This is a genomic window from Rhizobacter sp. P5_A1, from assembly GCF_056400745.1.
On sequence record NZ_JBFUKR010000009.1, the window covers coordinates 200,271 to 224,493 of the forward strand.

Annotated in this window: 23 protein-coding genes, 3 tRNA genes and 1 pseudogene; 7 read left to right on the forward strand and 20 right to left on the reverse strand. The window is 66.3% G+C overall.

The window, feature by feature from the left end; genetic code table 11:
• Positions 1-14 precede the first annotated feature (14 nt).
• Positions 15-917, reverse strand: a complete 903-nt coding sequence (locus AC1DTW_RS12855; protein ID WP_477981530.1) for a LysR family transcriptional regulator — start codon at positions 915-917, stop codon at positions 15-17.
• A gap of 187 nt (positions 918-1,104) precedes the next feature.
• On the opposite strand from AC1DTW_RS12855, the gene AC1DTW_RS12860 reads away from it, so the two are divergent.
• On the forward strand, positions 1,105-1,947 hold the full coding sequence (locus AC1DTW_RS12860; RefSeq protein ID WP_477981531.1) for an SDR family oxidoreductase: 843 nt from the start codon (positions 1,105-1,107) through the stop codon (positions 1,945-1,947).
• A gap of 439 nt (positions 1,948-2,386) precedes the next feature.
• Positions 2,387-2,739 (forward strand): annotated as a pseudogene (locus AC1DTW_RS12865) (ester cyclase).
• On the opposite strand, the gene AC1DTW_RS12870 reads toward AC1DTW_RS12865, so the two are convergent.
• Positions 2,708-2,980 (reverse strand): hypothetical protein, encoded by a 273-nt coding sequence (locus AC1DTW_RS12870; protein WP_477981532.1) that lies wholly within the window; start codon positions 2,978-2,980, stop codon positions 2,708-2,710. The pseudogene AC1DTW_RS12865 and the gene AC1DTW_RS12870 sit on opposite strands and share 32 nt — an antisense overlap.
• On the opposite strand from AC1DTW_RS12870, the gene AC1DTW_RS12875 reads away from it, so the two are divergent.
• Complete coding sequence (locus tag AC1DTW_RS12875) at positions 2,967-3,440, forward strand: (2Fe-2S)-binding protein (RefSeq protein WP_477981533.1); 474 nt, start codon at positions 2,967-2,969, stop codon at positions 3,438-3,440. The two genes, AC1DTW_RS12870 and AC1DTW_RS12875, sit on opposite strands and share 14 nt — an antisense overlap.
• A gap of 10 nt (positions 3,441-3,450) precedes the next feature.
• Complete coding sequence (locus AC1DTW_RS12880; protein WP_477981534.1) at positions 3,451-5,661, forward strand: xanthine dehydrogenase family protein molybdopterin-binding subunit; 2,211 nt, start codon at positions 3,451-3,453, stop codon at positions 5,659-5,661.
• 73 nt (positions 5,662-5,734) lie between these two features.
• On the opposite strand, the gene AC1DTW_RS12885 is transcribed toward AC1DTW_RS12880, so the two are convergent.
• Positions 5,735-6,190 carry a hypothetical protein gene (locus tag AC1DTW_RS12885; RefSeq protein WP_477981535.1) on the reverse strand — a complete coding sequence of 152 codons (456 nt, stop codon included), beginning with the start codon at positions 6,188-6,190 and terminating at the stop codon, positions 5,735-5,737.
• Between the two features lie 3 nt (positions 6,191-6,193).
• Here AC1DTW_RS12885 and pglZ point away from each other — a divergent pair, with 3 nt between their 5' ends.
• Together pglZ and AC1DTW_RS12895 are read left to right on the forward strand one after the other, a co-directional pair.
• Positions 6,194-7,054, forward strand: coding sequence for a BREX-3 system phosphatase PglZ (gene pglZ, locus AC1DTW_RS12890; RefSeq protein WP_477981536.1), 861 nt, complete (start codon positions 6,194-6,196; stop codon positions 7,052-7,054).
• Between the two features lie 5 nt (positions 7,055-7,059).
• Positions 7,060-7,782 carry a hypothetical protein gene (locus tag AC1DTW_RS12895; RefSeq protein ID WP_477981537.1) on the forward strand — a complete coding sequence of 241 codons (723 nt, stop codon included), beginning with the start codon at positions 7,060-7,062 and terminating at the stop codon, positions 7,780-7,782.
• Between the two features lie 239 nt (positions 7,783-8,021).
• Here the strand turns inward: AC1DTW_RS12895 and AC1DTW_RS12900 are convergent, their stop codons facing one another.
• The gene (locus AC1DTW_RS12900) at positions 8,022-9,218 is read right to left on the reverse strand and encodes a type II restriction enzyme NmeDI-related protein (protein ID WP_477981538.1); all 1,197 of its coding nucleotides are present in this window, start codon (positions 9,216-9,218) and stop codon (positions 8,022-8,024) included.
• Between the two features lie 343 nt (positions 9,219-9,561).
• Between AC1DTW_RS12900 and AC1DTW_RS12905 the strand changes: the two genes are divergently transcribed.
• The gene (locus AC1DTW_RS12905; RefSeq protein WP_477981539.1) at positions 9,562-9,855 is read left to right on the forward strand and encodes a helix-turn-helix transcriptional regulator; all 294 of its coding nucleotides are present in this window, start codon (positions 9,562-9,564) and stop codon (positions 9,853-9,855) included.
• A gap of 300 nt (positions 9,856-10,155) precedes the next feature.
• Here the strand turns inward: AC1DTW_RS12905 and AC1DTW_RS12910 are convergent.
• The 16 genes from AC1DTW_RS12910 to AC1DTW_RS12985 all read right to left on the reverse strand — a co-directional run.
• Positions 10,156-10,232: transfer RNA gene (locus tag AC1DTW_RS12910), tRNA-Asp, on the reverse strand.
• A 47-nt stretch (positions 10,233-10,279) separates the two neighbouring features.
• A tRNA-Glu gene (locus AC1DTW_RS12915) sits at positions 10,280-10,355 on the reverse strand.
• Between the two features lie 47 nt (positions 10,356-10,402).
• Positions 10,403-10,478, reverse strand: a tRNA-Ala gene (locus AC1DTW_RS12920).
• 106 nt (positions 10,479-10,584) lie between these two features.
• Complete coding sequence (gene gltX / locus AC1DTW_RS12925; RefSeq protein ID WP_477981540.1) at positions 10,585-12,009, reverse strand: glutamate--tRNA ligase; 1,425 nt, start codon at positions 12,007-12,009, stop codon at positions 10,585-10,587.
• Positions 12,009-13,253: an O-succinylhomoserine sulfhydrylase gene (locus AC1DTW_RS12930; RefSeq protein WP_477981541.1), complete on the reverse strand. Its 1,245-nt coding sequence runs from the start codon at positions 13,251-13,253 to the stop codon at positions 12,009-12,011. The genes gltX and AC1DTW_RS12930 overlap by 1 nt, the downstream gene beginning before the upstream one ends.
• Positions 13,250-14,770, reverse strand: a complete 1,521-nt coding sequence (gene purF / locus AC1DTW_RS12935; RefSeq protein ID WP_477981542.1) for an amidophosphoribosyltransferase — start codon at positions 14,768-14,770, stop codon at positions 13,250-13,252. Before purF ends, AC1DTW_RS12930 begins: the two co-directional genes overlap by 4 nt.
• A 32-nt stretch (positions 14,771-14,802) precedes the next feature.
• Positions 14,803-15,306 carry a CvpA family protein gene (locus AC1DTW_RS12940; protein WP_477981543.1) on the reverse strand — a complete coding sequence of 168 codons (504 nt, stop codon included), beginning with the start codon at positions 15,304-15,306 and terminating at the stop codon, positions 14,803-14,805.
• A 9-nt stretch (positions 15,307-15,315) separates the two neighbouring features.
• The gene (locus tag AC1DTW_RS12945; protein WP_477981544.1) at positions 15,316-16,122 is read right to left on the reverse strand and encodes an SPOR domain-containing protein; all 807 of its coding nucleotides are present in this window, start codon (positions 16,120-16,122) and stop codon (positions 15,316-15,318) included.
• 114 nt (positions 16,123-16,236) lie between these two features.
• Positions 16,237-17,553, reverse strand: a complete 1,317-nt coding sequence (gene folC / locus AC1DTW_RS12950) for a bifunctional tetrahydrofolate synthase/dihydrofolate synthase (protein ID WP_477981545.1) — start codon at positions 17,551-17,553, stop codon at positions 16,237-16,239.
• A gap of 81 nt (positions 17,554-17,634) precedes the next feature.
• Positions 17,635-18,381: a PEP-CTERM sorting domain-containing protein gene (locus AC1DTW_RS12955; RefSeq protein WP_477981546.1), complete on the reverse strand. Its 747-nt coding sequence runs from the start codon at positions 18,379-18,381 to the stop codon at positions 17,635-17,637.
• Positions 18,382-18,423: 42 nt separating this feature from the next.
• Positions 18,424-19,299 carry an acetyl-CoA carboxylase, carboxyltransferase subunit beta gene (accD, locus tag AC1DTW_RS12960; protein ID WP_477981547.1) on the reverse strand — a complete coding sequence of 292 codons (876 nt, stop codon included), beginning with the start codon at positions 19,297-19,299 and terminating at the stop codon, positions 18,424-18,426.
• Positions 19,300-19,309: 10 nt separating this feature from the next.
• A complete protein-coding gene (gene trpA / locus AC1DTW_RS12965) occupies positions 19,310-20,107 on the reverse strand; it encodes a tryptophan synthase subunit alpha (RefSeq protein ID WP_477981548.1) in 798 nt (265 codons plus the stop codon).
• Positions 20,104-21,366: a tryptophan synthase subunit beta gene (gene trpB, locus AC1DTW_RS12970; RefSeq protein WP_477981549.1), complete on the reverse strand. Its 1,263-nt coding sequence runs from the start codon at positions 21,364-21,366 to the stop codon at positions 20,104-20,106. The genes trpA and trpB overlap by 4 nt, the downstream gene beginning before the upstream one ends.
• A gap of 15 nt (positions 21,367-21,381) precedes the next feature.
• On the reverse strand, positions 21,382-22,029 hold the full coding sequence (locus AC1DTW_RS12975) for a phosphoribosylanthranilate isomerase (protein ID WP_477981550.1): 648 nt from the start codon (positions 22,027-22,029) through the stop codon (positions 21,382-21,384).
• A 13-nt stretch (positions 22,030-22,042) separates the two neighbouring features.
• A complete protein-coding gene (truA, locus tag AC1DTW_RS12980; RefSeq protein WP_477981551.1) occupies positions 22,043-22,825 on the reverse strand; it encodes a tRNA pseudouridine(38-40) synthase TruA in 783 nt (260 codons plus the stop codon).
• Between the two features lie 49 nt (positions 22,826-22,874).
• On the reverse strand, positions 22,875-24,223 hold a 1,349-nt coding region (locus AC1DTW_RS12985), incomplete at its 5' end, for a motility hub landmark protein FimV (protein WP_477981552.1).

Genomic DNA, 24,223 nt, shown 5'->3' on the forward strand with positions numbered 1-24,223 from the left:
ACACTCCACGAGTCTCAGCGCCGGCGGAAGTGCGTCAGTGCGTACTCGACGAAAGCCTTCATCTTGGCGGACTGCTGCCGCCTGCTGGGGTAGTACAGGTAGAAGCCTGGAAACGTCGGCGAGAAGTTGGTCAAGACGCGCTTCAAGGTCTTGGCTTTGACGTGCGGAAGCGCCAACTGCTCGAACGTGTACGCCAGCCCGACGCCTTCCAGTGCAGCCTCGACCGAGAACATCGAGTCACTGATCGTGAGACTGCCGCTGGGCTCGTACTCGACGAGCCGGTCGTCGACCTGGAACTCCCACTTGTGAATGGCCCCGCTGCCGGAGAATCTGAATCGGACACAGTTGTGGCGCACCAGGTCGGAGGGGTGCCGTGGAACCGCATGCAGCTTGAAATAGTCGGGGGAACCCACGATGGCGACGGCGATCGGACCGCCCAGCGGCACGGCGACCATGTCCTTCTGAACGCTTTCACCCAGGCGAACGCCGGCATCAAACCCTCGTTCGACGATGTCGACGTAGCCCTCGTCGTTGGTCAGCTCGACCTGGACGTCGGGGTAGGCCTTCAGAAACCCGGCCAACAGAGGCTGGAGGACCATTGCGATCGAGATTCGGGCCGCGTTGATGCGCAGCACGCCCGACGGCTGGCCCCGAAGCGCGTGAAGTTGCTCCCCCGCTTCCTGCACCTCGCCCAGCGCCGGCCCGATCCGCGACAAATAGGCCTCGCCGGCTTCGGTGAGGCTGACGCTGCGGGTGGTCCGGTTCAGCAGGCGAACGCCGAGTCGGGTCTCCAGGGTTCGGATCGCCTGACTGAGTGCAGACGGCGACACCTCGAGCGCCGCCGCGGCCGCGGTGAACCCGCGGTGCTCTGCGACCTTCCAGAAGGCCAGCAGCCCATCGAGTTGGTTGAGTCTCATTATTTGAAGAATATCTTCATATGGTGTTCAGTGTCTGGGTATTTTTCTTCTCAGTCCGCATGCCTACATTCGTGGCATCGAGAAGGAAACGAGTACCGGGACGGCTTCCAGGGCTACAACCATTTCAACGACCACCCTGAGCTGATGCTCGAGCGGTTCGACTCTCACATCTGACAAGGAGCATCCCATGACCGACAGACAAGTTTGGTTCATCACCGGCGCAGGCCGGGGCCTGGGCGTCGACATCGCCAAGGCTGCATTGGCCGCGGGCCACGCCGTCGTGGCCACCGGCCGCGACCCCAAGAAGGTCGCGGCGGCCATCGGCGATCACGCTGACCTGCTGACCCTGAAGCTCGACGTCACACGCGTCGACGACGCCCAGGCCGCCGTGGAGGCGGCCCTCGCGAAGTTCGGCCGCATCGACGTGCTGGTCAACAACGCGGGCAACTTCTACGCCGGCTTCTTCGAGGAACTCAGTTCCGATCAGGTTCGCCACCAAATCGAGACGCTTCTGTTCGGCCCAATGAACGTCGCGCGCGCTGCGCTGCCGGTGATGCGCAAGCAGCGCTCCGGGCTGCTGCTCACGATCTCGTCTACCGCCGGCATCGCCGGGGGCATGTTCTGCACCGCGTATGCGGCGGCCAAGTTCGGCATCGAAGGGTGGATGGAGTCGCTCGCGCCGGAGATCGCCCCGTTCGGCATCCGCACGATGCTGGTCGAGCCCGGGTTCTTCCGCACCGAACTGCTCAGCAACAGCTCCACCACCTACGCGCCCCCGTCCATCGACGACTACGCGCAGCGCACCCGCGAAACCGTGGCCGCCTGGAGCAGCATGGACGGCGAGCAGGGCGGTGACCCGGCCAAGCTCGCCGCCGCCATCGTCCAGCTCGCCGGACTCGAGGCGCCTCCGGCCCGCTTTGCAGCCGGCGCCGATGCGGTGCAGACCTTCGAGGCCAAGGCCAACGGCCTGCTCGCCCAGGCCGAGGCCCACCGCGCCCTGTCGTCCGCCCTCTCGTACGACGACGCCTGACGAGGTGACAACAGGAGGTACGCCATGCGGATCGGTGTCATCGGCGCGGGGCTGATCGGCAGCAAGCTCGGCACGCTCCTCGCCCCCCGGTTCGCCTTCAAAGGTGAGCGGCTCGGCGAGCTGGCGAGGCGCTCGCATCTTGAAGAAATTCTTCATGGGTTGTTCAGTGTTTGCCCATTTTTCTTCCGTGCTCTCGTACCTAGACTGCCGAGATGTCGACTTCGCGCGCGACGCGATCCAGTGTCTCAAATCGATGCTTGAACAGCATTGCACCACCTCATTCGATCTCGTCGCCGCTCACGACAATGGGTTCCCGTCCATGACCACTTCGAAGCAAGCCTTGTCAACTGCATCTGGCAGTGACGCTGTCATGACCCCGGACGCCGGTCGAGCCACCATGGGCCGGTTCACCGAATTCATCAACACGGCGAGCGAAGAGATGGCCAAGGAGCTCGTCTCGCCGCAAGCGATCTTCTACGTGCCCGGACGCGAGAAGCCCCTGCGAGGGCCGGGGGGCTACCTCGAGATCATCCAGATGTTGCGCAGCGGCTTCCCTGACATCCAGTGGGCTCTGGAGGAGGTGATCGTCGAAGCAACCGCATCGCCGCTCGATTCACGATGCGAGGAACTCACCTCGGCACCTTCAACGGGGTGCCGCCCTCCGGTAAGAAGATCGCGGTACAGGCGTTGAACATCTATCACCTGTCCCCTCAAGGCCAGTTCATTCAGGAGTACGGACAGCCCGACATGTTGGGACTGCTCACGCAGATCGGCGCGATCCCCAACCGTTGACGCCGCGACGCTTGCCGCCGGCTTCAAGCCGTCGCAAGCGCTCGGCAATCGGAAACTCAAAGGAAATGGAGGCCGAGTCGGCGGATCCTATCTTGAAGCCCTTCTTCATGGCTTGTTCAGTGTTTACCAGTTTTTCTTCCGAGCGCGCGTACCTACAGTGGCGAGCATCGGCACCGAACCCACCACTTTCCCACCACCTCAGCAAGACCGCGGAGAACCGACCCATCATGAGCACGCTCAACGTCAATGGCCGCCAGCACACGGTCGATGCCGACCCGGCCACCCCCGTCCTCTGGGCCCTGCGCGACACGCTGGGCATGACCGGCACCAAGTTCGGCTGCGGCGCGGCGCTGTGCGGCGCCTGCACCGTGCACCTGGACGGCCAGGCCATCCGCTCCTGCGTCACGCCGATCTCGGCGGCCGAAGGCAAGAAGATCACCACCATCGAGGCCGCCACCGATGGCAGCGACCGGGTCGGTACCGCCGTGCATACCGCCTGGGTGAAACACGACGTGGCGCAGTGCGGCTATTGCCAGAGCGGACAGATCATGAGCGCGACCGCCTTCCTCAAGTCGCTGCCCAAGGGCAAGAAGCCAACGCCGGCCGAAATCGACTCGGCGATGGCCGGCAACATTTGCCGTTGTGGCACCTACGAGCGCATCCGCGCCGCGGTGGCCGATGCCGCCAAGACCCTTGCCTGAAGGAACCATGATGTTGCCCAACTTCGATCGCAGCGAGATGCCCCGCGCCTTGCAGCACATGCTGACCCGCGGCCAAGCCGACGACGCCGCAACGCTGCCGCGCCGCAGCTTCCTGAAACTCGCAGGTGCAGGCGGCTTGGCACTCGGCGCGTTTCCGCACCTGGCCACGGCGCAGTCCAAGGGTGAAGCGGCTGGCCTGAAGCCGACGCAACAGCCCTCGGCGTTCGTGCAGATCGCGCCGAGCGGCGAGGTCACCGTCACCATCAACCGGCTCGAGTTCGGCCAGGGTGTGCAGACCGGTTTGCCGATGATCCTGGCCGAGGAACTCGATGCGGACTGGAAGCTGGTGCGCAGTCGCAACGGCACGGCCGATGCCGCCTACGCCGACCCGCTGTTCGGCATCCATCTCACCGGCGGCTCCCACTCGATCAAGAACAGCTTCACGCAATATCGTGAGCTGGGCGCGCGCGCGCGTTCGATGTTGTTGTCGGCTGCAGCGGCACGCTGGAAGGTGGACGTGGCCACCCTGCGCACGCAGGCCGGCACCGTGCTCGGTCCGGGTGGTCGCAAGGCAAGCTACGGCGAACTGGCCGAGGCCGCGATGGCCTTGCCGGTCCCGGAAAGGGTGACGCTGAAGGACCCCAAAGATTTCCGGATCATCGGCCGGCCCACCACGCGCCTCGATGCGCGTGCGAAGAGCAGTGGGCGACAGGACTTCGGCATCGACATGCGCCTGCCCGGCCAGATCACCGCCGTGGTGGCGCATCCGCCGGTGTTCGGCGCGAAGCTCAGCTCGGTGGACGACAGCGCGGCGCGCGCCGTCAAGGGCGTGAAGGCCGTGCTGCGCGTGCCGGTGGACCGCGGTGGCGAGGGCGTCGCCGTGGTGGCCGACGGCTACTGGCCTGCCAAGCAGGCTCGCGACGCACTCAAGCTGCAGTGGGACACGGCCGCAGTGGAGAAGGTGGACAGCGAGCGTCTGCTGGCCCGGTACCGTGAGTTGGCCGGCCAAACCGGCCCGCACGCGTTCGATGCCGACATGGCGCCGCTGGTCACCGCACCGCGCAAGCTGGAAGCCGAGTTCGTCTTCCCCTACCTGGCCCATGCACCCATGGAGCCGCTGAACTGCACCGTTCAGCTGTCCGACGGACGCGCCGAGCTCTGGGTCGGCACCCAGTGCGCGGGCCTCGATGCAGCCGCGGCTGCAAGTGCGCTGGGCCTGAAGCCCGAACAGGTGACGATGAATGTGCAAACGGCGGGCGGCGGCTTTGGCCGGCGATTCGTCGGCACGAGCGACTACGTGGTCGAGGCCTGCGCGATCGCCAAGGCCGCCCGAGCTGCCGGCCTGGACGCGCCGGTGCGCACGGTGTGGAGCCGCGAGGACGACATCAAGGGCGGCTACTACCGACCCATGCACCTGCACCGCGCGCGCATCGGCTTCGACGAGCGCGGCAACGTGCTGGCGTGGGACCACGTCATCGTCGGGCAGTCGATCACCACCGGCACGGTGTTCGGCCAGTTCCAGGTCAAGAACGGCATCGATGCCACAGCCACCGAGGGCATGCGCGAACCGTACGGCGTGCCGATGCGGTTGACCGTGCACCACCCGACCGTGAACGTGCCGGTACTGTGGTGGCGCAGCGTGGGGTCCACCCACACCGCCTTCGTGATGGAGACCTTGCTCGACGAGATCGCCCGTGCGACGAAGCAGGACCCGGTGGCCTACCGCATGCGCTTGTTCGGCGACAAGCACCCGCGCCACCGCGCCGCGTTGCAACTGGCCGTGGACCAGAGCGGTTATGGCAAGAGGCAGCTGCCCGCCGGTCGCGCTTGGGGTGTGGCGGTGCACGAATCCTTCGACAGCGTCGTCGCCTACGTCGTGGAAGCATCGGTGCAAGACGGCAAGCCGGCGCTGCACCGCGTCACCTCCGGTGTGCACTGCAACCTCGCGGTGAACCCGCGCAGCGTCGAGGCTCAGGTGCAGGGTGCCGCGGTGATGGGCTTGTCGATGTGCTTGCCGGGTGCCGCGATCACGCTGAAGGAAGGCGAAGTGCAGCAGAGCAACTTCGGTGACTTCGTCGTGCCGCGCATCACCGACATGCCGCAGATCACCTGGAACGCGTCGTTTTGCGAGGGCCAGCCACCCGACCATCGGCCCGCCTATCGGACTCAAGAGTCACCGAGATGGCATGACCTCTCGCGCACGACGAACTGCCGGTCCTAGTCCTTTGCATTCGGTCGAGCCGGCTCGTGCGGCATCAAGGATCGAGGGTGCAGCCCGACGGCCGGTCTCCTGTCTAAGGGCGCCCGAGGTGGCTCGCGATCGAGAACGTAGCCTTCGGCGACCCGACCTGCAGACCAACCGCCAACCGCGCCGCCGCGTCGGCACCGGCACGCAAGCCGTGCGGAAGCATCCACAGACCGCAGGAACTCAGTTCTTCCATCATGCCGGGTACCCACTGATGCGGCTTCAGCGACATGAGCGCCTTTTCAGTTTCTTCGTGATGGATGCGATTGAGGTGGATTCGGGTCCAGCCCCTCGCCTCCTGCGCCACCGCGGGATCGCAAGAGGCGACGCCCAACAGACAAGTCATCACCCATGAGGCATCGGGCCGGCCCCTCACCGTCGTCGGTTGCACGATTGGCATAGTGTTGTTGGCATTGGCATCGAGATCACTGAGGTAGCGCAGCCAGTCCTTGGGTCTTACCGTTGCAAGGTCCGCCAACGAGTACAGCCGGTTGTCGAACACCATTCGTTGGACGCGCAGGTGGGCTCGCAATCTGTGGCTCAGAAAGCCCAGGCTCTCACCGGTGGCGAGACGAAGATCGCGCTGCTTGTCTTTGACGGCCTGGCCATCGATCAGTGGGTGCAAATTCGGGAAGCACTTGCGCGTCGTGCGCCGAAGTTGGCCTTCGACGAGGGTGCGTGTTTCGCATGGCTGCCGACCTTGACCTCGGTCTCACGGCAGGCGCTGTTCTCGGGGCTGAAGCCCCGTGAGTTTGCAGACACGATCGAAGGCACTGCCGCCGAGCCGGCTCAGTGGACGCGTTTCTGGTCGGACAACGGCTTGCGCCGCAACGAAGTGCTGTATGAAAAGGGGATCAAACGGGCTGACCAGCTCGACGCCTTGCTCAGCGCCGTCTCGACCCCTTCGGTCAAGGTGGCTGGCATCGTCGTGGATATGGTCGACGAGATCGTGCACGGCGCCACGATGGGAAAGCGCGGCATCAATGCGCTGATCGAGAGTTGGTGTGAGTCGGGCTTCGTCGATCAGTTGTTCGATCGACTGCTCGACCAGGGCTTCCACATCTACTTGACTGCCGACCATGGCAACGTCGAAGCAGTTGGCCAGGGGCGCATCAACCAAGGCGTCACCCCGGATCTGCGCGGTGAACGCGTCCGCACGTACCGGAGCGAAAATCTCGTGGCCGCATCGGCGGCAACAAACCCCAACACCTACCGCCTTGAGATCGCTGGACTGCCCGCCAACTTCATGCCACTGTTTGCCGGCGGCAGGTCTGCCTTCGTGCAGCAAGGCGAGCCTGCTGTTGTCCATGGAGGCATCTCGGTGGAAGAACTGCTGGTGCCCTTCGTCAAAGTCACACGCGTAAGCTGAGTTCAATGTCTTCCACCGCCCCTCAGATCGGCTTCGACCGCTTCATCCATCTTGATTGGGTGACGGCGGCGCTGGAAGTTCGAGCCGGACGGAGCAACGTGGACGAACTGAGCGCGATGCTCGAAGCAGCGGGGCTCAGTCTTGCGGCCAGGAAGAAGACCCGAACCGTGTTGAATCGGCTTTGGCTGGAGCCCAGGCCCGAGTTGGCGGCATTGGCAGCCCGCGGCTTGGAAATCCGCAAGTCCGCATCCGATGTCTCCGTGGCAGCGCTGACTTGGGGTATGGCCATCGCCAGCTATCCCTTCTTTGGCAAGGTGGCTGAACTGGTCGGCCGGCTGTCGGCACTGCAAGGCGACTGCGCCGCGGCTGAGGTTCACCGGCGCATGAGCGAGATCTACGGCGAGCGCGAGGGCACGTATCGCATGACCAACATGGTCCTGCAGTCGCAGGCCAGTTGGGGAGCGATCGAGCGCGCGGAAAAGGGCAAGCGCCTGATCCGCCGGCCGCCGACCACGGTGCAGGACGATCGTGCCGTTGCCTGGCTCATTGAAGCAGCCTTGCGGTACAGCGGCAAAGCGGTGTCGGTGGCGAGCCTGCCCGCCCTGGCCGTGATCTTCCCGTTTGTGTTGAACCGTCCCCTGGGATACGTGGCTTCGAACAGCCCGATGCTGGAGTTGCGGACCGAAGGGGCAGGACATCAGTCTGTCGCGCTGGCGAGCGCGGTTTGACAGAAGGTCGCAGCCTCAACGCCAATGCGCGCTGCTTGCCGAAGCCAAACAGCACCTCAACATGACGCAGCGCCTTCGAACTGACCTTCGCCCAAACATCAGCGAGCCTGTCGTCCTGATGATTTCGCGGCGAGAGGTTAAAGCCGCCAACCTGGCCTCGGTCTTGTCGCCGCTGAAGGGCAAGTGGCCCGGCGCTCGGTAAGCGCGTTCGAAGGCGCTTGCGGGCCGCGGCTCGACGTTCAGGTGAGCACTTCCGCCTTACCCGCCATCAATTCCACCGAAAGCCCACTCGAGGAGTTGGCAAAGAACTTGTCGATGTCGTCCACCGCCTCGTAGGGCAGGAACTTCACCTTGTCACGCAGTTCGAGGCGCCGGAACGCCGGGCGCAGAAGCTGTTCACGCACCCGGTTGCGCTTCTCCACCGGCGCGACGATGAACATCGGGTAGGTCGTGTTCGGCGCGAGGATCGTCAGGTCTGCGAACCGCAACAGGCCCGAGTAGATCGCGGTAGTGTTCTCGATCTCGAAGGCCGCATCGATTCGGAACTCCTCCTTCCAGACCACGTCGATGTTCTCGACGTAGGACTTCGGCAAGTCGATACCGGCGGCAAACTCGGCCTCGAACTCGTTGAACTCGTAGACCTTGCGCAACTTGCCTTGGTCGCTGGCAGGCACCCAAACCTTTTCGCCGGCCTTCAGACCGAGGCTAGCCAGCTTCCACTGCATCTTGACGTGGTCGCTGACGAGGTCACTGGCCAACACGGCCTCGACATCCTCTCGCTCAACCTCCACCAGCGGCGGCGGGGTAGGCTCTTCGGCCTTTGGCTGCTCGCGTTGCTCGACACCCTTGCCAGACCGCAAGCGAACAAGGATCGAGTAGATGTCGTCATAGCGCTCATAGAAGTGGCCCAACCGATCCTCGGACACCGAAGTGAAGCCACGTAGTTGGTAGTTCGGCTCGTACCCGAACAACCGACAGAACTCTCGGAATGGCACACCAACCTCGGCCGGATTTGCAATGAAATAGATAAGGTCCCAGCCTTCGGTCGTTTCGCCGCGCAGGCTCTTCCAGAGGTCTCGCGACAGGTCCGGACTGACGGTCTTGTAGGCGACCTTGCCGAGCAACTTGATGGTTTCACCCTCAACAATCAGCAGATCGTCGCCGACGCCCATGCGCTCGAATTTTGAACGGTTGGCGGGGCTGTTGCGCGAACCCCAGATGGCTATTGGCCGACTCCCGAACACGCCACGAAGCCGCTCGACCTTGTCGCGAGACAGGAACCGCGACAGCCGCTCCATCGACACACGGTTTTGAATCGTGTCCCGGTAGTGCAGCATTGCCTCGGCATTGCCCGGCGGCATGTAGAGCAAGAAGATTTTGCGCAACGTTCGTCGGCCGTCGGGGTGGTGATGAGGTGATGCGGTGATGCGGTTCAATGGCAAATGTACGCGCACAGTGTCGGCGGCGCCTGACGGCTGAGTTTTCCCGCTATACGGGTGCTTTCTGGATCGAATGCGCCAACATTGGCCGCCGGTCTTTCACGTATTGTGATTGCCATGAAACGATCACATCGCACGACAGACTTCGTCGACGACGCAGCACGCCAAAGCCCGCGCGGGTTGGGCCCGATGGAGGCCTTCGCATCCTTGGAAGCGAGCCGAGCGAAAGACGACTGTTGTGCACGGGTCCAACATCAGCCTGGGTTCATCGACGCAGTCAACTTCACTGTCTGCTGGGTGTCGTGTTGGCTGAAGCATCCAGCATTCAGGGGACTTCCTCATGAGCATTGAAGGCACGCGTCAGGTTGCTATCGCTGCGGCGCCTTCGCTCGAAGGAGCGAAACTGCTCCGACTCCCCGATGTCTGCTCGCGAGTCGGCATGCGGCGAACTGCCGTCTACGCGCTGATCAGTGAAGGACGATTCCCGCCTCCAGTGAAGGTGGGTGGAGCGAGTGCCTGGGTCGACGTCGAGATCACGGCCTGGATCGAGGGCCTAGTAGCTTCGCGCGACGCGAACTCAAGTGGCAGAGGTCGAAGGCGGAACTCGAGCCAACCAGGAAGCCCCGCCACGTGAAGGTGGAACGTGGAGGCGCCGCGCGGCCTGTACTTCGGAAGCACTTTCCTCCCTCGCCCTGCCCTTCTTGCATCGCTCGCCGCCAGCACTGCTGCCAAGTCGGTGCAGACCCAAACCGAACGGGCGCTACGCTGAGGATATTGACCCAGCGGCTGCAGCCACCCACGCGATCGCGCTCGATGGCGATCGTCCGCAGACGTCCGCCAGCAGCCGCGAACTGGTTTACCCCTTGGTTTACCCCTTGCGGCGATGCAAAGAAAAACGGGTTGCAACATCGCTGCTGCAACCCGTTGATTTTGTTGGCGGAGTGGACGGGGCTCGAACCCGCGACCCCCGGCGTGACAGGCCGGTATTCTAACCAACTGAACTACCACTCCAGTGGCTTCCGCAGCGCTTTTCAGCGCGGCGCAAGTGCCACAAAACTTGGCGTCCCCTAGGGGATTCGAACCCCTGTAATCACCGTGAAAGGGTGGTGTCCTAGGCCTCTAGACGAAGGGGACTAAACAGTCTTCGCCACTCGTGTTGCGGTGAGCTTAACCTTGGCCTGTGGTGGAGGTAAGCGGGATCGAACCGCTGACCTCTTGCATGCCATGCAAGCGCTCTCCCAGCTGAGCTATACCCCCTCCGATATCGCGATCGTTGAATGCAGATTTCTCTGTTCTTCACCGATCCCGAACTTCCGGTTCAGCCATCGCAACATCAAGCGAGACTGCGATTATAGCCAGCTTTTCAGGCGCTCCGCAAACGGTCGATCACGGTTTGACGTGTGAACAGTTCGAGCACCGCATCGAGCGATGGCGTTTGGGCGCGCCCGCACACGAGCACCCGCACGGCGTGCGCGAGCTGCGGCAGCTTCAGCCCGTGGGCAGCGAGCGTTTCCTTGATCGCCACGCCGATCGCGGCCTTGCTCCACTCGGCGGTTTCGAGCTTGCCGCGCAGCGTGTGCAGCGCCGGGCGCACGGCATCGCCGACGTGTGCCGCGAGGTCTTCGGCCGACGGGTTCACCGCGGCAAAGTACATCGCGAGCCAGTCGGCGAGTTCGACGGTCGTCGCGCAGCGATCCTTGTAAAGCGCGCACATCCGGTTCAGCGATTCGCCGGCCGTCGACGCGATGCCGCGGCGTGCGAACTGCGCGCCGACGAGCGCCGCCAGCTTCGCGTCATCGGCCTGCTTGATGTAGTGCGCGTTGACCCACGCGAGCTTGGCGGCATCCCATTGCGCCGGGCTCTTCGACAGGTGTTGGCCGTCGAACCATTGCACCAGCTGGTCGCGACTGAACAGCTCTTCGTCGCCGTGGCTCCAGCCGAGGCGTGCGAGGTAATTCAGCATCGCCTCGGGCAGGTAGCCGGCCTCTTCATAGGCGGTGACGCTGACTGCGCCACGCCGCTTCGAGAGCTTCTGGCCATCGTCGCCGAGGATGACCGGCACATGGCCGAACAGCGGCAGTGGCGCACCGAGCGCATTGAAGATGTTGATCTGCCACGGCGTGTTGTTGACGTGCTCGTCGCCGCGGAAGACGTGCGTGATGCCCATGTCCCAGTCATCGACGACGACCGCGAAGTTGTAGGTCGGCACGCCGGAACCGTCGGACGTGTCTTCGGGTGCCGGGCGCATGATGATCAGGTCGTCGATCTCGCGGTTGTTGATCGTGATGCGGCCCTTGACGAGGTCATCCCAGCTCACGTCGCCATCGGGCGGATTGCGAAAGCGCACGACCGGCGACACGCCGGCCGGGATCGGCGGCAGCGCCTTGCCGGGTTCGGGGCGCCAGCGGCCGTCGTAGTGCGTCTTCTCGCCGCGTTCCTTCTGGGCCTCGCGCATCGCGCTCAGCTCGTCGGGCGTGCAGTAGCAGCGGTAGGCGGTGCCGGCCGCGAGCATCTGGTCGATGACCGCGCGATAGCGGGTCAGCCGCTGCATCTGGTAGATCGGGCCCTCGTCGTAGTCGAGGCCGAGCCAGTGCATCGACGCGAGGATCTGGTCGACCGAATCCTGCGTCGAGCGCGCGACATCAGTGTCTTCGATGCGCAGCACGAACTCGCCGCCGAAGTGGCGCGCGTAGGCCCACGAATACAGCGCGGTGCGCGCAGTGCCGAGGTGCAGGAAGCCGGTCGGCGATGGCGCGATGCGGGTGCGGACGGAAGTGGGAGTTGACATCAGGATGCGAGAGTAGACAGACCGCGCTGCAGGTCGTCGATGACGTCCAATGGATGTTCGAGGCCGACCGCCAGCCGCACCATGCACTGCCCGATGCCTGCCGCGCCGCGCTGATCTTCCGTGAGGCGCCCATGCGACGTGGTGGCCGGATGCGTGACGATGGACTTGGTGTCGCCGAGGTTCGTTGCGACCGAAAGCACGCGGGTGCTGTCGAGTACGTGGAAGGCGCCGGCGCGCGCGGCTTCGGGCGACGCGCCGCGCACGTCGAACGACAGCAGCGCGCCGCCGGTATTCGACTGCTGGCGCATCGCCAGCGCGTGCTGCGGATGCGAGGCGAGCCCCGGGTAGTAGACGCGCGCCACTCCGGGTTGCTGCTCGAGCCATTGCGCGATCTGCAGGGTGTTGGCACTTTGCGCGCGCATGCGCAGATCGAGCGTCTCCATGCCCTTGAGCACGACCCAGGCGTTGAAGGGCGAGAGCACCATGCCGGCGGTGCGCACGATCGGGCCGAACACGTCCTTCATCAGCTTGGCCGAGCCGGCCAGTGCACCGGCCATCACGCGGCCCTGGCCGTCGAGGTACTTGGTGCCCGAGTGCATGACGATGTCGGCGCCGAACTCCACGGGGCGTTGCAGCGCCGGCGAGCAGAAGCTGTTGTCGACCGCCAGCAGCGCACCGGCTTCGTGGGCGATATCTGCCAGCGCCCGGATGTCGCAGACATCGGTGAGCGGATTGGTCGGCGTCTCGGCGAACAGCAGCCGCGTCGCCGGATCGATTGCGGCGCGCCATTCGCCCAGATCGGTCTGCGAAACGAAGGTGGTGCGCACGCCGAACTTCGCGAACTCCTTGGCGAAAAGATTGATCGTCGAACCGAACACCGACCGCGAGCAGATCACGTGGTCGCCAGCCTTCAGCAGGCCCATGCCGAGCAGCAGGATGGCGCTCATGCCGCTGCTCGTCGCGATCGCGGCCTCGGTGCCTTCCATCGCCGCGAGCCGCGCCTCGAAGCTGCGCACGGTCGGGTTGCTCGTGCGCGAGTAGGTGAAGTCCTCGGACTCCGCGAAGCGACGCGCCATCGTCGCAGCATCCGGCTGCACATAGGCGCTGGTCAGGAACAGCGCCTCGGAGTTCTCGCCGTACTGGCTCGGCGCGAGGGCCGTGCGCACCGCCAGCGTCTCGCGGCGCAGGCCCTCGGGCAGCAGCGCGCGGGCGATGCGGCGGCTCTCGTCATCCTGCGTCGTCATACCACCTCGCCGCTCTGCAAGGCGAGGCGCGAGCGGTCCTCGTTCTCTTCTTCGTCGCCCTGCGCCTTGCGCTGCTCGGCCATCGCGGTGAAGTCGGCGGCGCTCACGTCGCCGGTGATGTAGTGGCCGTCGAAACACGAGGCCTCGAAGCTGCGCAGCGCCGGGTTCAGTGCGCCGACGACGCGCTTCATCGCGTCCACATCCTGATAGATCAGCGCGTCGGCGCCGATGTAGGCGCGGATCTCCTCGATCGTGCGGCCATGGGCGATCAGCTCCTCGCTGGTGGGCATGTCGATGCCGTACACGTTCGGGTAGCGCACCGGCGGCGCCGCCGAAGCCATATAGACCTTGCGCGCGCCGGCCTCGCGCGCCATCTGCACGATCTCTTTCGAGGTGTTGCCGCGCACGATCGAATCGTCGACAAGCAGCACGTTGCGGCCCTTGAACTCGACGCCGATTGCGTTGAGCTTCTGCCGCACCGACTTCTTGCGCACGCCCTGCCCCGGCATGATGAAGGTGCGGCCGACATAGCGGTTCTTCACGAAGCCCTCGCGATAGGGCTTGCCGATGCGTTGCGCGAGCTGCATCGCCGAAGGCCGGCTCGATTCGGGGATCGGGATCACGACGTCGATCTCGTTCGGCGGGATCGTCGAGATGAGGCGCTGCGCGAGGGTCTCGCCCATGTTCAGGCGCGCCTGGTAGACCGAGATGCCGTCCATGATCGAGTCAGGCCGCGCGAGGTACACGTACTCGAACATGCAGGGGTTCAGGCTCGGGTTCTCAGCGCACTGGCGGGCATGCACCGTGCCCTCGAGGTCGATGAACAGCGCCTCGCCCGGTGCCACGTCGCGCAACACCTTGTGGCCGGTGCCTTCGATCGCGACCGACTCGCTCGCGACCATGACCTCGCGGCCTTCCGGGCCGGTGCCTTCGCCGACGCACAAGGGCCGGATCCCGAACGGGTCGCGGAACGCCAGCAGCCCGTGGCCCGCGATCAGCGCGACGACCGCGTATGAACCCTTGATGCGCTTGTGCACCGCGCGCACCGCAGCGAACACCAGATCGGGCGTGAGCGGCTGGTCGCGCGTCGCGAGCGCGAGTTCGTGGGCGACGACGTTGATCAGCACCTCGGTGTCGCTGGTCGTGTTGATGTGGCGGCGGTCGATGTCGACCAGCTCCCGCTTCAGCGCCGGCGCATTCGTCAGGTTGCCGTTGTGCACCAGCACGATCCCGAACGGCGCGTTGACGTAGAACGGCTGCGCCTCTTCCTCGCTGTAGGCATTGCCGGCCGTCGGGTAGCGCACCTGGCCGAGGCCCACGGTACCCGGCAACCCGCGCATGTTGCGGGTGCGGAAGACGTCGCGCACCATGCCGCGCGCCTTGTGCATGAAGCACTTGGTGCCCTGCATCGTGACGATGCCGGCGGCGTCCTGGCCGCGGTGCTGCAGCAGCAGCAGCGCGTCGTAGATCAGCTGGTTGACCGCGCCCTTGGAGATCACGCCCACGATGCCGCACATGACTTTTGCCTTGGTTCAGCCCGCTGCGCGCATCACGCCGTCGGGTGTTGAGGAGAAACTTCGTTCGTGAACAGCGGCCGCAACTCGTGCAGCACCGCGTTCAACCAGACCACGCCTTGCGAGCGCTGCCATGCCGTCGATTGGCTCCAGGGCGAGATGCCGACGATCGTCGCGGCCACCAGCAGCACGACCAGCCCGCGCACGAAACCGAAGGCCGCGCCGAGCAGCCGGTCGAACGCGCTCAGCGGGGTCGCGCGGATCAGCAGCCGCACCAGCCGCGCGCCGAGGCTCCAGATGATCAGCGCGGCCAGGAAGACACATGCGAACGTCGCACCGTAGTTCAAGCCCGAGCCCGCCTCGCCGATGTGGATATGCGACTGGAACGCCGGCGTCAGCCACAACCCCGCAAAGTACGCCGCGAACCACCCTGCGAGCGACAGCAGCTCGAAAACGAAGCCGCGCGCCAGGCCGACGATCACCGACAACGCCAGAAACAGCGCCAGCCCGATATCCACCCAGCCGAGGTCGATCGTCATGCCGCAGCCTCACAAGGCCAGCACGACCGCGCTGAGCCCAGCCCCCTTGGCCTTGGCCTGCGCCTTGTCGGCTTCGTCGCGGGTGCCGAACGGGCCGAGGCGCACACGGATGCGGTTGCCCGCTGCGGTGCTCGCGACCTGCGTGTAGGTCTTCAGCCCGAGCTTCTCGACCTTCACGCGCGTCTCGTGCGCTGCCTTCGCGTCGGCGAACGCGCCGACCTGCACGATGAAGCGGCCCGCGTCCGCCGCGGTGGCTGCCGTCGGCTTGCCTTCGAGCAGTGCGCGGGCGCGGGCGCTGTCGTGACTCGCGGCCGCGGGCTTGGCGGCCTCGGGCTTCGGCTCGGGTTTCGGCTCGGGTTTCGGTTCGAGCCTGGGCGCCGGCTCGGTCGCGACCACGGCGGGCGGCGGGACGACCGGCTTGGCCGCGGGCTTTGGCGCGGTGGCCGGCGGCGAAGCTGAAGCCGCCGCAATTTCGCGGCCGGCCTCTTCGCGCGACTCGGTGATCACATCGCTCGGCGCGGCCGGCGGCGCCGACGCGCCGGGGGTTTCGACCGGCGCACGCGCCGGCGGCATCACGAGCGGGGGCGCGCCTTCCTTGCGCGGCACCTCGATCGGGATGTCGACGGGGATCGGGCGCGGCTGCGTCTCGAACACGAGCGGAAAGCCGATGATGCCGATGACGACCAGCACCGCGGCACCGATAAGGCGCTGCCGGGCGCGCGCGCGCGCGCGCTGCACCGCATCGACCGGCTCGCTCGCGGCAGCTCCGGCCGGGGACGGAGCGTCGACGCGCTTGAAGATGGACAGCAGACCCATGCGGAGCGAGAGTTCCAGTGGTGCGAATTGTGGAAGCGGCACCGGCCTGCGTGCTGCCGCGATCACCGCGCCGGGAGCCATCGACTGGCCCGAGATGCCCCGGGAACGCGGCCTTCAGACCGCGTGTTGGCCGGTGAGCCGCGGCACGCCGTCGCGCAACACGCCACCGACGGTGTGGAACGATCCAAAGACGATGATTCTATCAGCGGGGTCCGCCGCGCCGATCGCCGCGGCCAGCGCCTGCATCGGGCTCGCGTGACGCGCGATCGTCACCGGGCCGGGCCCTTTCAAGCCCAGGGTTGCGTGCAGCGCGGCGAGGTCGTCGGCCCGGGCCGCACGCGCCATCGGCAGGTCGGTGAAGTGCCAATGATCGACCAACGGCGCCATGCGCTTCAGGATCGCCGCGAGGTCCTTGTCGGCCATCGCGCCGAAGATGGCGTGCGTCCGTGGGAAGAAGCCCATCTGGTCGAGGTTCTGGGCGAGTGCCGCGACGGCGTGCGGGTTGTGCGCGACGTCGAGCACCAGCGTCGGCTGGCCGGGGACGATCTGGAAGCGGCCCGGCAATTCGACCGTCGCAAAACCCTGGCGGACGGCCTGCGCGCTGATCGGCAGGCGCTCGCGCACGGCCTCGAACGCAGCGAGCACGCCCGACGCGTTGAGCAGCTGGTTCGCGCCGCGCAGCGCCGGATACGCCATCGCATTGAAGCGCCGCGTGCGGCCCGACCAGCTCCATTGCTGCTTGTCGCCGGCATAGTTGAAGTCACGGCCGAAGCGCCACAGGTCGGCGCCGACGCGCGTCGCCGCGTCGATCAGGCTCTGCGGCGGGACCGGGTCGCTGACGACGACCGGCCTGCCCGCGCGCATGATGCCCGCCTTCTCGATCGCGATCGTCTCGCGATCCGGGCCGAGGTATTCGGCGTGATCGACGTCGATGCTGGTGATGATCGAACAATCGGCGTCGAACGCATTGACCGCGTCGAGGCGCCCGCCCATGCCGACCTCGAGGATCACGAGGTCGAGTTCGGTCGCCGCGAGCAGGCGCGCGATCGCCAGCGTCGTGAACTCGAAATAGGTCAACCCGATGTCGCCGCGCGCGCGCTCGACGGCCTCAAAGTGCGGCAGCAACGCGCCGGCAGCGACCTGCGCGCCGTTGACCCGACAGCGTTCTTCGAAGTGCACCAGATGCGGCTTCGAGTACAGCCCGACGCGGTAGCCGGCCTGCAACGCGATCGCCTCGAGCATCGCGCAGGTCGAGCCCTTGCCGTTCGTGCCGGCGACCGCGATCAACGGGACGCCGAACCGCAGGTCCAGCCGCTCCTTGACGCGGCGCGTGCGCTCCAGCGTCATGTCGATCTCTTTCGGGTGCAGCCACTCGCAACGGGCGAGCCAGTCGGCCAGTGTCGTGGGCGCTTCGGCGGGATTCGGGGTCATGGCCGAATGTTAAGCGGCGCCACGCCGGGCGCTGAAACGACAAAGGCGGCCGAAGCCGCCTTTGTCAGGAGCGATGCGAGATCAGCGCGGCGCGCGGCGGCGTGCGACGAAGCCGATGCCGGCCAGGCCGGCGAGCATCAGCGCATAGGTCGAAGGTTCCGGAACCGGCGTCAGCACGACGAAGTCCTGCTCGCTTCGGCTGTACAACTGGCTCGCGTGGACCGTGATCGGCGTGGTGGCAATGTTCGCGAAGATGGCCGCGCTGTTATTGAAGTAGCTCTGGGCCGTGGCATCGCCGCTCGTCGCAGCGAACGAACCCGAATTGAGATCGTAGGTCCCGCTGGTCTCGTTCAGGATCTCCCAGACGATGGCCTGCGCTACCGCCGACGTCGAGGCGCTCGCCGGAGCGCCGGCCGCGGCGAATGCCGAGAACGCGCGATCCAGGTCGGCAGACTTCTGCGCACCCCACGCCGCCACACCGTCAACCGTGGTGTAGTCGGTGTAGAGAGTGCCGAACGAGAAGGTTTGAAACAGGTCGGTGCAGTAGGTCGTGAACGACGCACCGTTCAGCTGGCCGGTGAACTGGCCGGCCGGACCGCTGTAGGACGGGACGCCCACGGTGATGGACACGGCGGGATTGAACGTGAAGCCGTCGATGATGACATTGTCGGCGTGAGCGTACGACGCCGCGAGTGCGAGGCACGCAGCGGCAATCGAAGACGAGATTGAACGGCGCATTGGAAACTCCCCTTGGTTGCTGTTGGTACAACAGGCAGCCCATTGGCTGCTGCGAAGGGAAAATGTAGGTGCACGCGCTGATACGGTCATCCCCTCACACCGGGGGTGAACTTCGTGAATTGTGTAACGCTTCTACTGAACGACGGCGTCGGCACTTTGACGCTGCAGCATCGCGATCGAACGTGCGATGCATGCACGCAGTTCGCGCCGGTCGACGATGGTGTCGATCGCGCCGGTCTGCAACAGGAATTCGGCACGTTGAAAGCCTTCGGGGAGCTTCTCGCGCACGGTGTTCTCGATCACGCGCGGGCCGGCGAAACCGATCAGCGCCTGCGGCTCGGCGATCACCATGTCGCCGACGAACGCGAAGCTTGCGGACACGCCGCCCATCGTCGGATCGGTCAGCACGCTGATGTAGGGCAGGCGCGCCTTCGCGAGATGCGTCAGCGCCGCGTTCGTCTTGGCCATCTGCATCAGACTCAGCAGGCCTTCCTGCATGCGCGCGCCACCGGTCGACGTGAAGCTGATGAACGGCGTCTTCTGTTCGATCGCCGCCTCGACACCGCGCACGAAGCGCTCGCCCACGACCGACCCCATCGAGCCGCCCATGAACTCGAACTCGAAGCACGCGACGACGACCGGCACGCTGTGCACCGCGCCGCCCATCACCACCAGCGCGTCGGTCTCGCCGGTGCTCTCGAGCGCGTCCTTCAGGCGTTCGGTGTACTTCTTGCTGTCCTTGAACTTGAGCGCATCGACCGGCAGCACCTCCTGGCCGATCTCGTAGCGGCCTTCGGCGTCGAGGAAAGCATCGAGCCGCTCACGCGCACCGATGCGGTGGTGGTGGCTGCACTTCGGGCAGACGTTGATGTTCTGCTCGAGATCGGTCTTGTAGAGCACCGTCTCGCATTGCGGACACTTGATCCACAGGCCCTCGGGCACGGTGCGGCGTTCGCCGCGCTCGTTCGGCTGAATCTTCGGGGGCAGCAGTTTTTCCAGCCAGCTCATGATGGTCCTTTCAGGAATCGAGGGCAGCGCGGATGCCGGCGATGAACTCGCCCGCGGCCGATGCCACATTTTCGCGCGACTGCGTTTCCAGCAACTGCACGAGCGCGCTGCCGATCACGACCGCGTCGGAGACCGCCGCGACCGCTTGCGCCGTCTGCGCATCGCGAATGCCGAAGCCCACGCCGACCGGCAGCTTCACGAACTGCTTGATGCGCGGCACCATCGCGGCGACCGCGGCCGTATCGAGGTGGCCGGCGCCCGTCACGCCTTTCAGCGAGACGTAGTACACGTAGCCGCTCGCGACGCGGCCGACGTGTGCCATGCGTGCCTCGGTCGATGTCGGCGCGAGCAGGAAGATCGGGTCGAGCGCGTTCGCGCGCAACGTCGCGGCGAAGGGCTCGCATTCTTCGGGCGGGTAGTCGACGACCAGCACGCCGTCGACGCCGGCCGCGCGCGCATCGGCAACGAACCGATCGATGCCGTAGCGCTCGACCGGGTTCGCGTAGCCCATCAGCACGACCGGCGTCGCCTGGTTCTGCGCGCGGAACCCGCGCACGAACGCCAGCACCTGCGGCATGCCGATGCCCCGCGCCAGCGCACGCTCGCCGGCCTTCTGGATCACCGGGCCGTCGGCCATCGGATCGGAGAACGGCACGCCGAGTTCGATCACGTCGGCGCCGGCGTTCGCCATCGCCAGCATGATGTCGACGGTCGCGTCGGCGAACGGATCGCCGGCCGTCACGTAGGGAATCAACGCCTTGCGGCCCTTGACTTGCAGCGCGGCGAACGTGGCGGCGATGCGGCTCATGCTGCGAGCCCCTTGACGCTCTGACCACCTTGCGACGGGCGGTCGAAATACGCCGCGCCGGACAGATCGGCGACGGTGCCGATGTCCTTGTCGCCACGGCCCGAGAGATTGACGAGCAGCTGCTGATCTGCGCGCATCGTCGGCGCGATCTTCATCGCATGCGCCACCGCATGCGCCGATTCGAGCGCCGGGATGATGCCCTCGGTGCGGCACAGGCGGTGGAATGCGGCGAGCGCCTCGCTGTCGGTCACGCCGACATACTCGGCGCGGCCGATGTCTTTCAAGTAAGCGTGCTCGGGGCCGACGCCAGGGTAGTCGAGGCCGGCCGAGATCGAATGCGTCTCGATGATCTGGCCGTTCGCGTCCTGCAGCAGGTAGGTTCGGTTGCCGTGCAGCACGCCCGGCGAGCCGGCACTGAGCGACGCGGCGTGCTTGCCGGTCGACAGTCCCAGCCCGGCCGCTTCGACGCCGATCAGGCGCGTGCCGGCGTGGTCGATGTACGGATAGAAGATGCCCATCGCATTGCTGCCGCCGCCGACGCAGGCGATCACCGCGTCCGGCTGGCGGCCGGTCATCTCGGGCATCTGCAGCAAGCATTCGTCGCCGATCACGCGCTGGAAGTCGCGCACCATCGTCGGATACGGATGCGGGCCGGCGACGGTGCCGATGATGTAGAAGGTGTTCTCGACGTTCGTGACCCAGTCGCGCAGCGCTTCGTTCAACGCATCTTTCAGCGTCTTCGAGCCGCTCTCGACCGGAACCACCGTCGCGCCGAGCAGGTTCATCCGGTAGACGTTCGGCGATTGGCGCTTCACATCTTCGCTGCCCATGTAGACGACGCACTCGATGCCGTAGCGCGCGCAGATCGTCGCGGTGGCCACGCCATGCTGGCCAGCGCCGGTCTCGGCAATCACGCGCCGCTTGCCCATCCGCCGGGCGAGCATCGCCTGGCCGATCGTGTTGTTCACCTTGTGCGCACCGGTGTGGTTCAGGTCTTCGCGCTTCAGGAAGATCTGCGCCCCGCCGAGCTCGCGGCTGAGGCGGTCCGCATGGTAGATCGGGCTGGGCCGGCCGACGAAGTGCTTCAGCTCGTACTGAAACTCGGCCAGGAAGGCCGGGTCGTTCTGCGCCTCGGCGTAGCAGCGCTTCAGCTCGTCGAGCGCATGGACGAGCGTTTCGGCGACAAAGCTGCCGCCGAAATAGGTTCCATTCACAGGGCCGAAATGGCCCGAGGCATCGGGTTGTTGGTAGTTCGACATGATGAAGAGGATTGGTCAGGCGATCGACGCAGCGCCGCGGGCATCGGCCTCGCGCACCGCATCGCAGAACCGGCGAATCGCGTCGGCATCCTTGATGCCCTTCGCGGATTCGACGCCGGAACTCACGTCAACGGCCCAGGGCCGCAGCAGCCGGATGCCTTGGATCACATTTCCGGCATGCAACCCACCAGACAAAACGACTGGAAGGGGCACGGCGGAGGGAATCAGAGACCAATCGAAGACCTTTCCACCGCCGCCATACCCCTCGACGTGGGCGTCGAGCAGGATGGCTTGGGCGTGTGCGAATCGGGAGGCGAAGTCTAGCAAATCGAAGCCCGCCGTCATGCGCGCGGCGCGCAGGAACGGCCGACCGGCCCGGGCGCAGTCCTGCGGGCTCTCGTCGCCGTGGAATTGCAGCAGCAGTGGCGGAATCGCGGCGCTCGCGTTCGCGAGCTCCGCATCGCTCGCGTTGACGAACAAGCCAACCGGCGTCACGAACGGCGGCAGCCGACGCGCCAGCTCGGCCGCGCGCGCGAGGCTGACATGGCGCGGGCTCTGGGCGTACAGCACGAAGCCAACCGCGTCGGCGCCGGCCGCGACGGCCGCGTCGACATCCGCCTCGCGGGTCAGGCCGCAGATCTTGATGCGGGTGCGCTGGTTCATCGGGAGGTCGGGATCACGGCAGCCAGTCCATCGCCGCGGCGTGTTGCGGGATCGCGTGGACCGGATCGTAGTACGGCCCGACGAAGTACAGGCCATTGGCGGGAAATGTCGGCGCGGCGCGCGCGCGATCCTTCGCCGCCAGCACGTCGACGAGCCAGGCCTCGCTGCGCAGCCCCGTGCCGACGGCCAGCAGCGAGCCCATCAGGTTGCGCACCATGTGGTGCAGGAACGCATTGGCATCGAACTCGAAGCGCCAGTAGGCACCGCGGCGGGTGATGCCGACGGCATGGATTGTCTTGACCGGCGTCGGCGCCTGGCACTCCGATGAGCGGAACGCGCTGAAATCGTGTTCGCCGAGCAGCCGCTGCGCCGCCGAGCGCATCGCGTCGGCGCTCAGCGGGCGAAAGCTCCAGCCCACCGAACCAGCCTCGACCGCCGGCCGCACCGCCGATTCGAGGAGCACGTACACGTAGCGTCGGCCGATCGCGCCGTAGCGCGCATGAAAGGTCTCGTCGGTGAGCTTGCACCATTGCACCGCGATGTCCGAGGGCAGGAAGCGGTTCGTGCCGCGCACCCAGGACGACTCGGTTCGCACGGCGTCGGTGTCCAGGTGCACGACCTGGTTCAGCGCGTGCACGCCGGTGTCGGTGCGCCCGGCGCACACGGTGCGCAGCGGGCGATCGGCGAAGCGCGCGAGCGCGCCTTCGAGCTTGTCCTGAACGGTGTTTCCGGTCGGCTGGCTCTGCCAGCCCTGGTACGCCTGCCCGCGGTAGCTGACGCCGAGCACCACTCTCACGAGCGGGCTCCGGTCGTCGTCAGCGAACGCGCACGGCAGCCGCTCCGATTCACCCGAGTTCGGCCAGCATGCTTTGTGCGCGGCTCTTCGTGGCGCCGCTGGATCTTGCGACAACCTCGTGCAGCAGGTCGCGCGCGCCATCGGTGTCGCCGATCTGGCGGAACTCTTCGGCCAGCTCGAGCTTGCGCGACAGCGGATCGTCTTCGCCGTGGTCAGCGTCGAGCGAAGGCAGGCCGATGTCGCCGAAGCCCGATGCCGACGATGCCGGCGTCGACGCAGCGGCCGCCGGCGCGCTCGGAGGCGGCATGTCGAGGTCGAGCGAGATGTCGGAGAGATCGAATGCCGAAGGCTCGGCCACGGGCGCCGGCTTCGGCGGCGGCACGTCGGGGAGCGAGAAGTCGAGCGACATCGAATCGTCGACCTCATGCGGCGCGGCCACCGGCTTGATCGCCTGCGTCGTTTCGAGCCGCGAAGGTTCGAGCGGCGCCGGCGAGGTCGGCGTGCCGGAGTCCGGGCTGCCGAGGTCGAGATCGAGATCGGTGTTGCCGCTGTCGGTGAGCGGCGCACCGCTGACCGACCGGCCGAACTGGGACGGGGACGGCAGCACCGACTGCGGCATCGTGCTCGCGCCCAGCGCCTCGACGACCTCGCCGCTGCCGCCATGCCGCGTGGCCGGCGCACCGCCCGGCTTGAAGAGCGGATTCTCCGGATCGATCTGGGCGCCGAGCTCCTGCGCCTTGGCCCAGTCTTCACCCTCGCCGCGGGTCAGCGCGAAGAGCTGCGTCGCGAGCATCTCGAAGCCCTTGGTGTCGCGGCGTTTCGCGTAGACCTCGAGCAGCTTGGTGCGGATCGCCAGGCGATCCGGGGTGCTGCGCATCGCTTCCTTCAGGATCTCCTCGGCCTGCAGGTCGCGGCCGTAGGCGAGGTAGACATCCGCCTCGGCAACCGGATCGACATCACCGATCGCATCGAGCTGGCTCAGCGAGTAGCTCATCGACGACGAGGCGCCGCCGGCATCGCGCGTGTCGATGCGCTGACCGCCACTGGCACCGAAGAACGAGTCCGGTTGCAGGCGACTCTCGAGGAACGAGGTCTCGCCGCTGTCCTTCTTCGCGCGCTTGCTGAGCTTGTAGACGCCGAAGCCGGCGAGCAGCGCGAGCGCGAGGCCCCCGATGCCGAGCGCCAGCGGGTTGTCGTCGAGCAGCGAGCCGATCACGCTCGGCTCTTCGGCCGGCAGCGGTGGCTTCACCGGCGGTTTGACCGGCGGCTTCGCAGTTGGCGCGGCGCTGGCCGCGACCGGTGCGGATGGCGCGACGGCAACGGTCGGGGCGGATGCCGCAGGTTGCGCGGCAACCGACGCGGCCGGCGCAGGCGCTGGCGCAGCCACCGGGGCGGGCG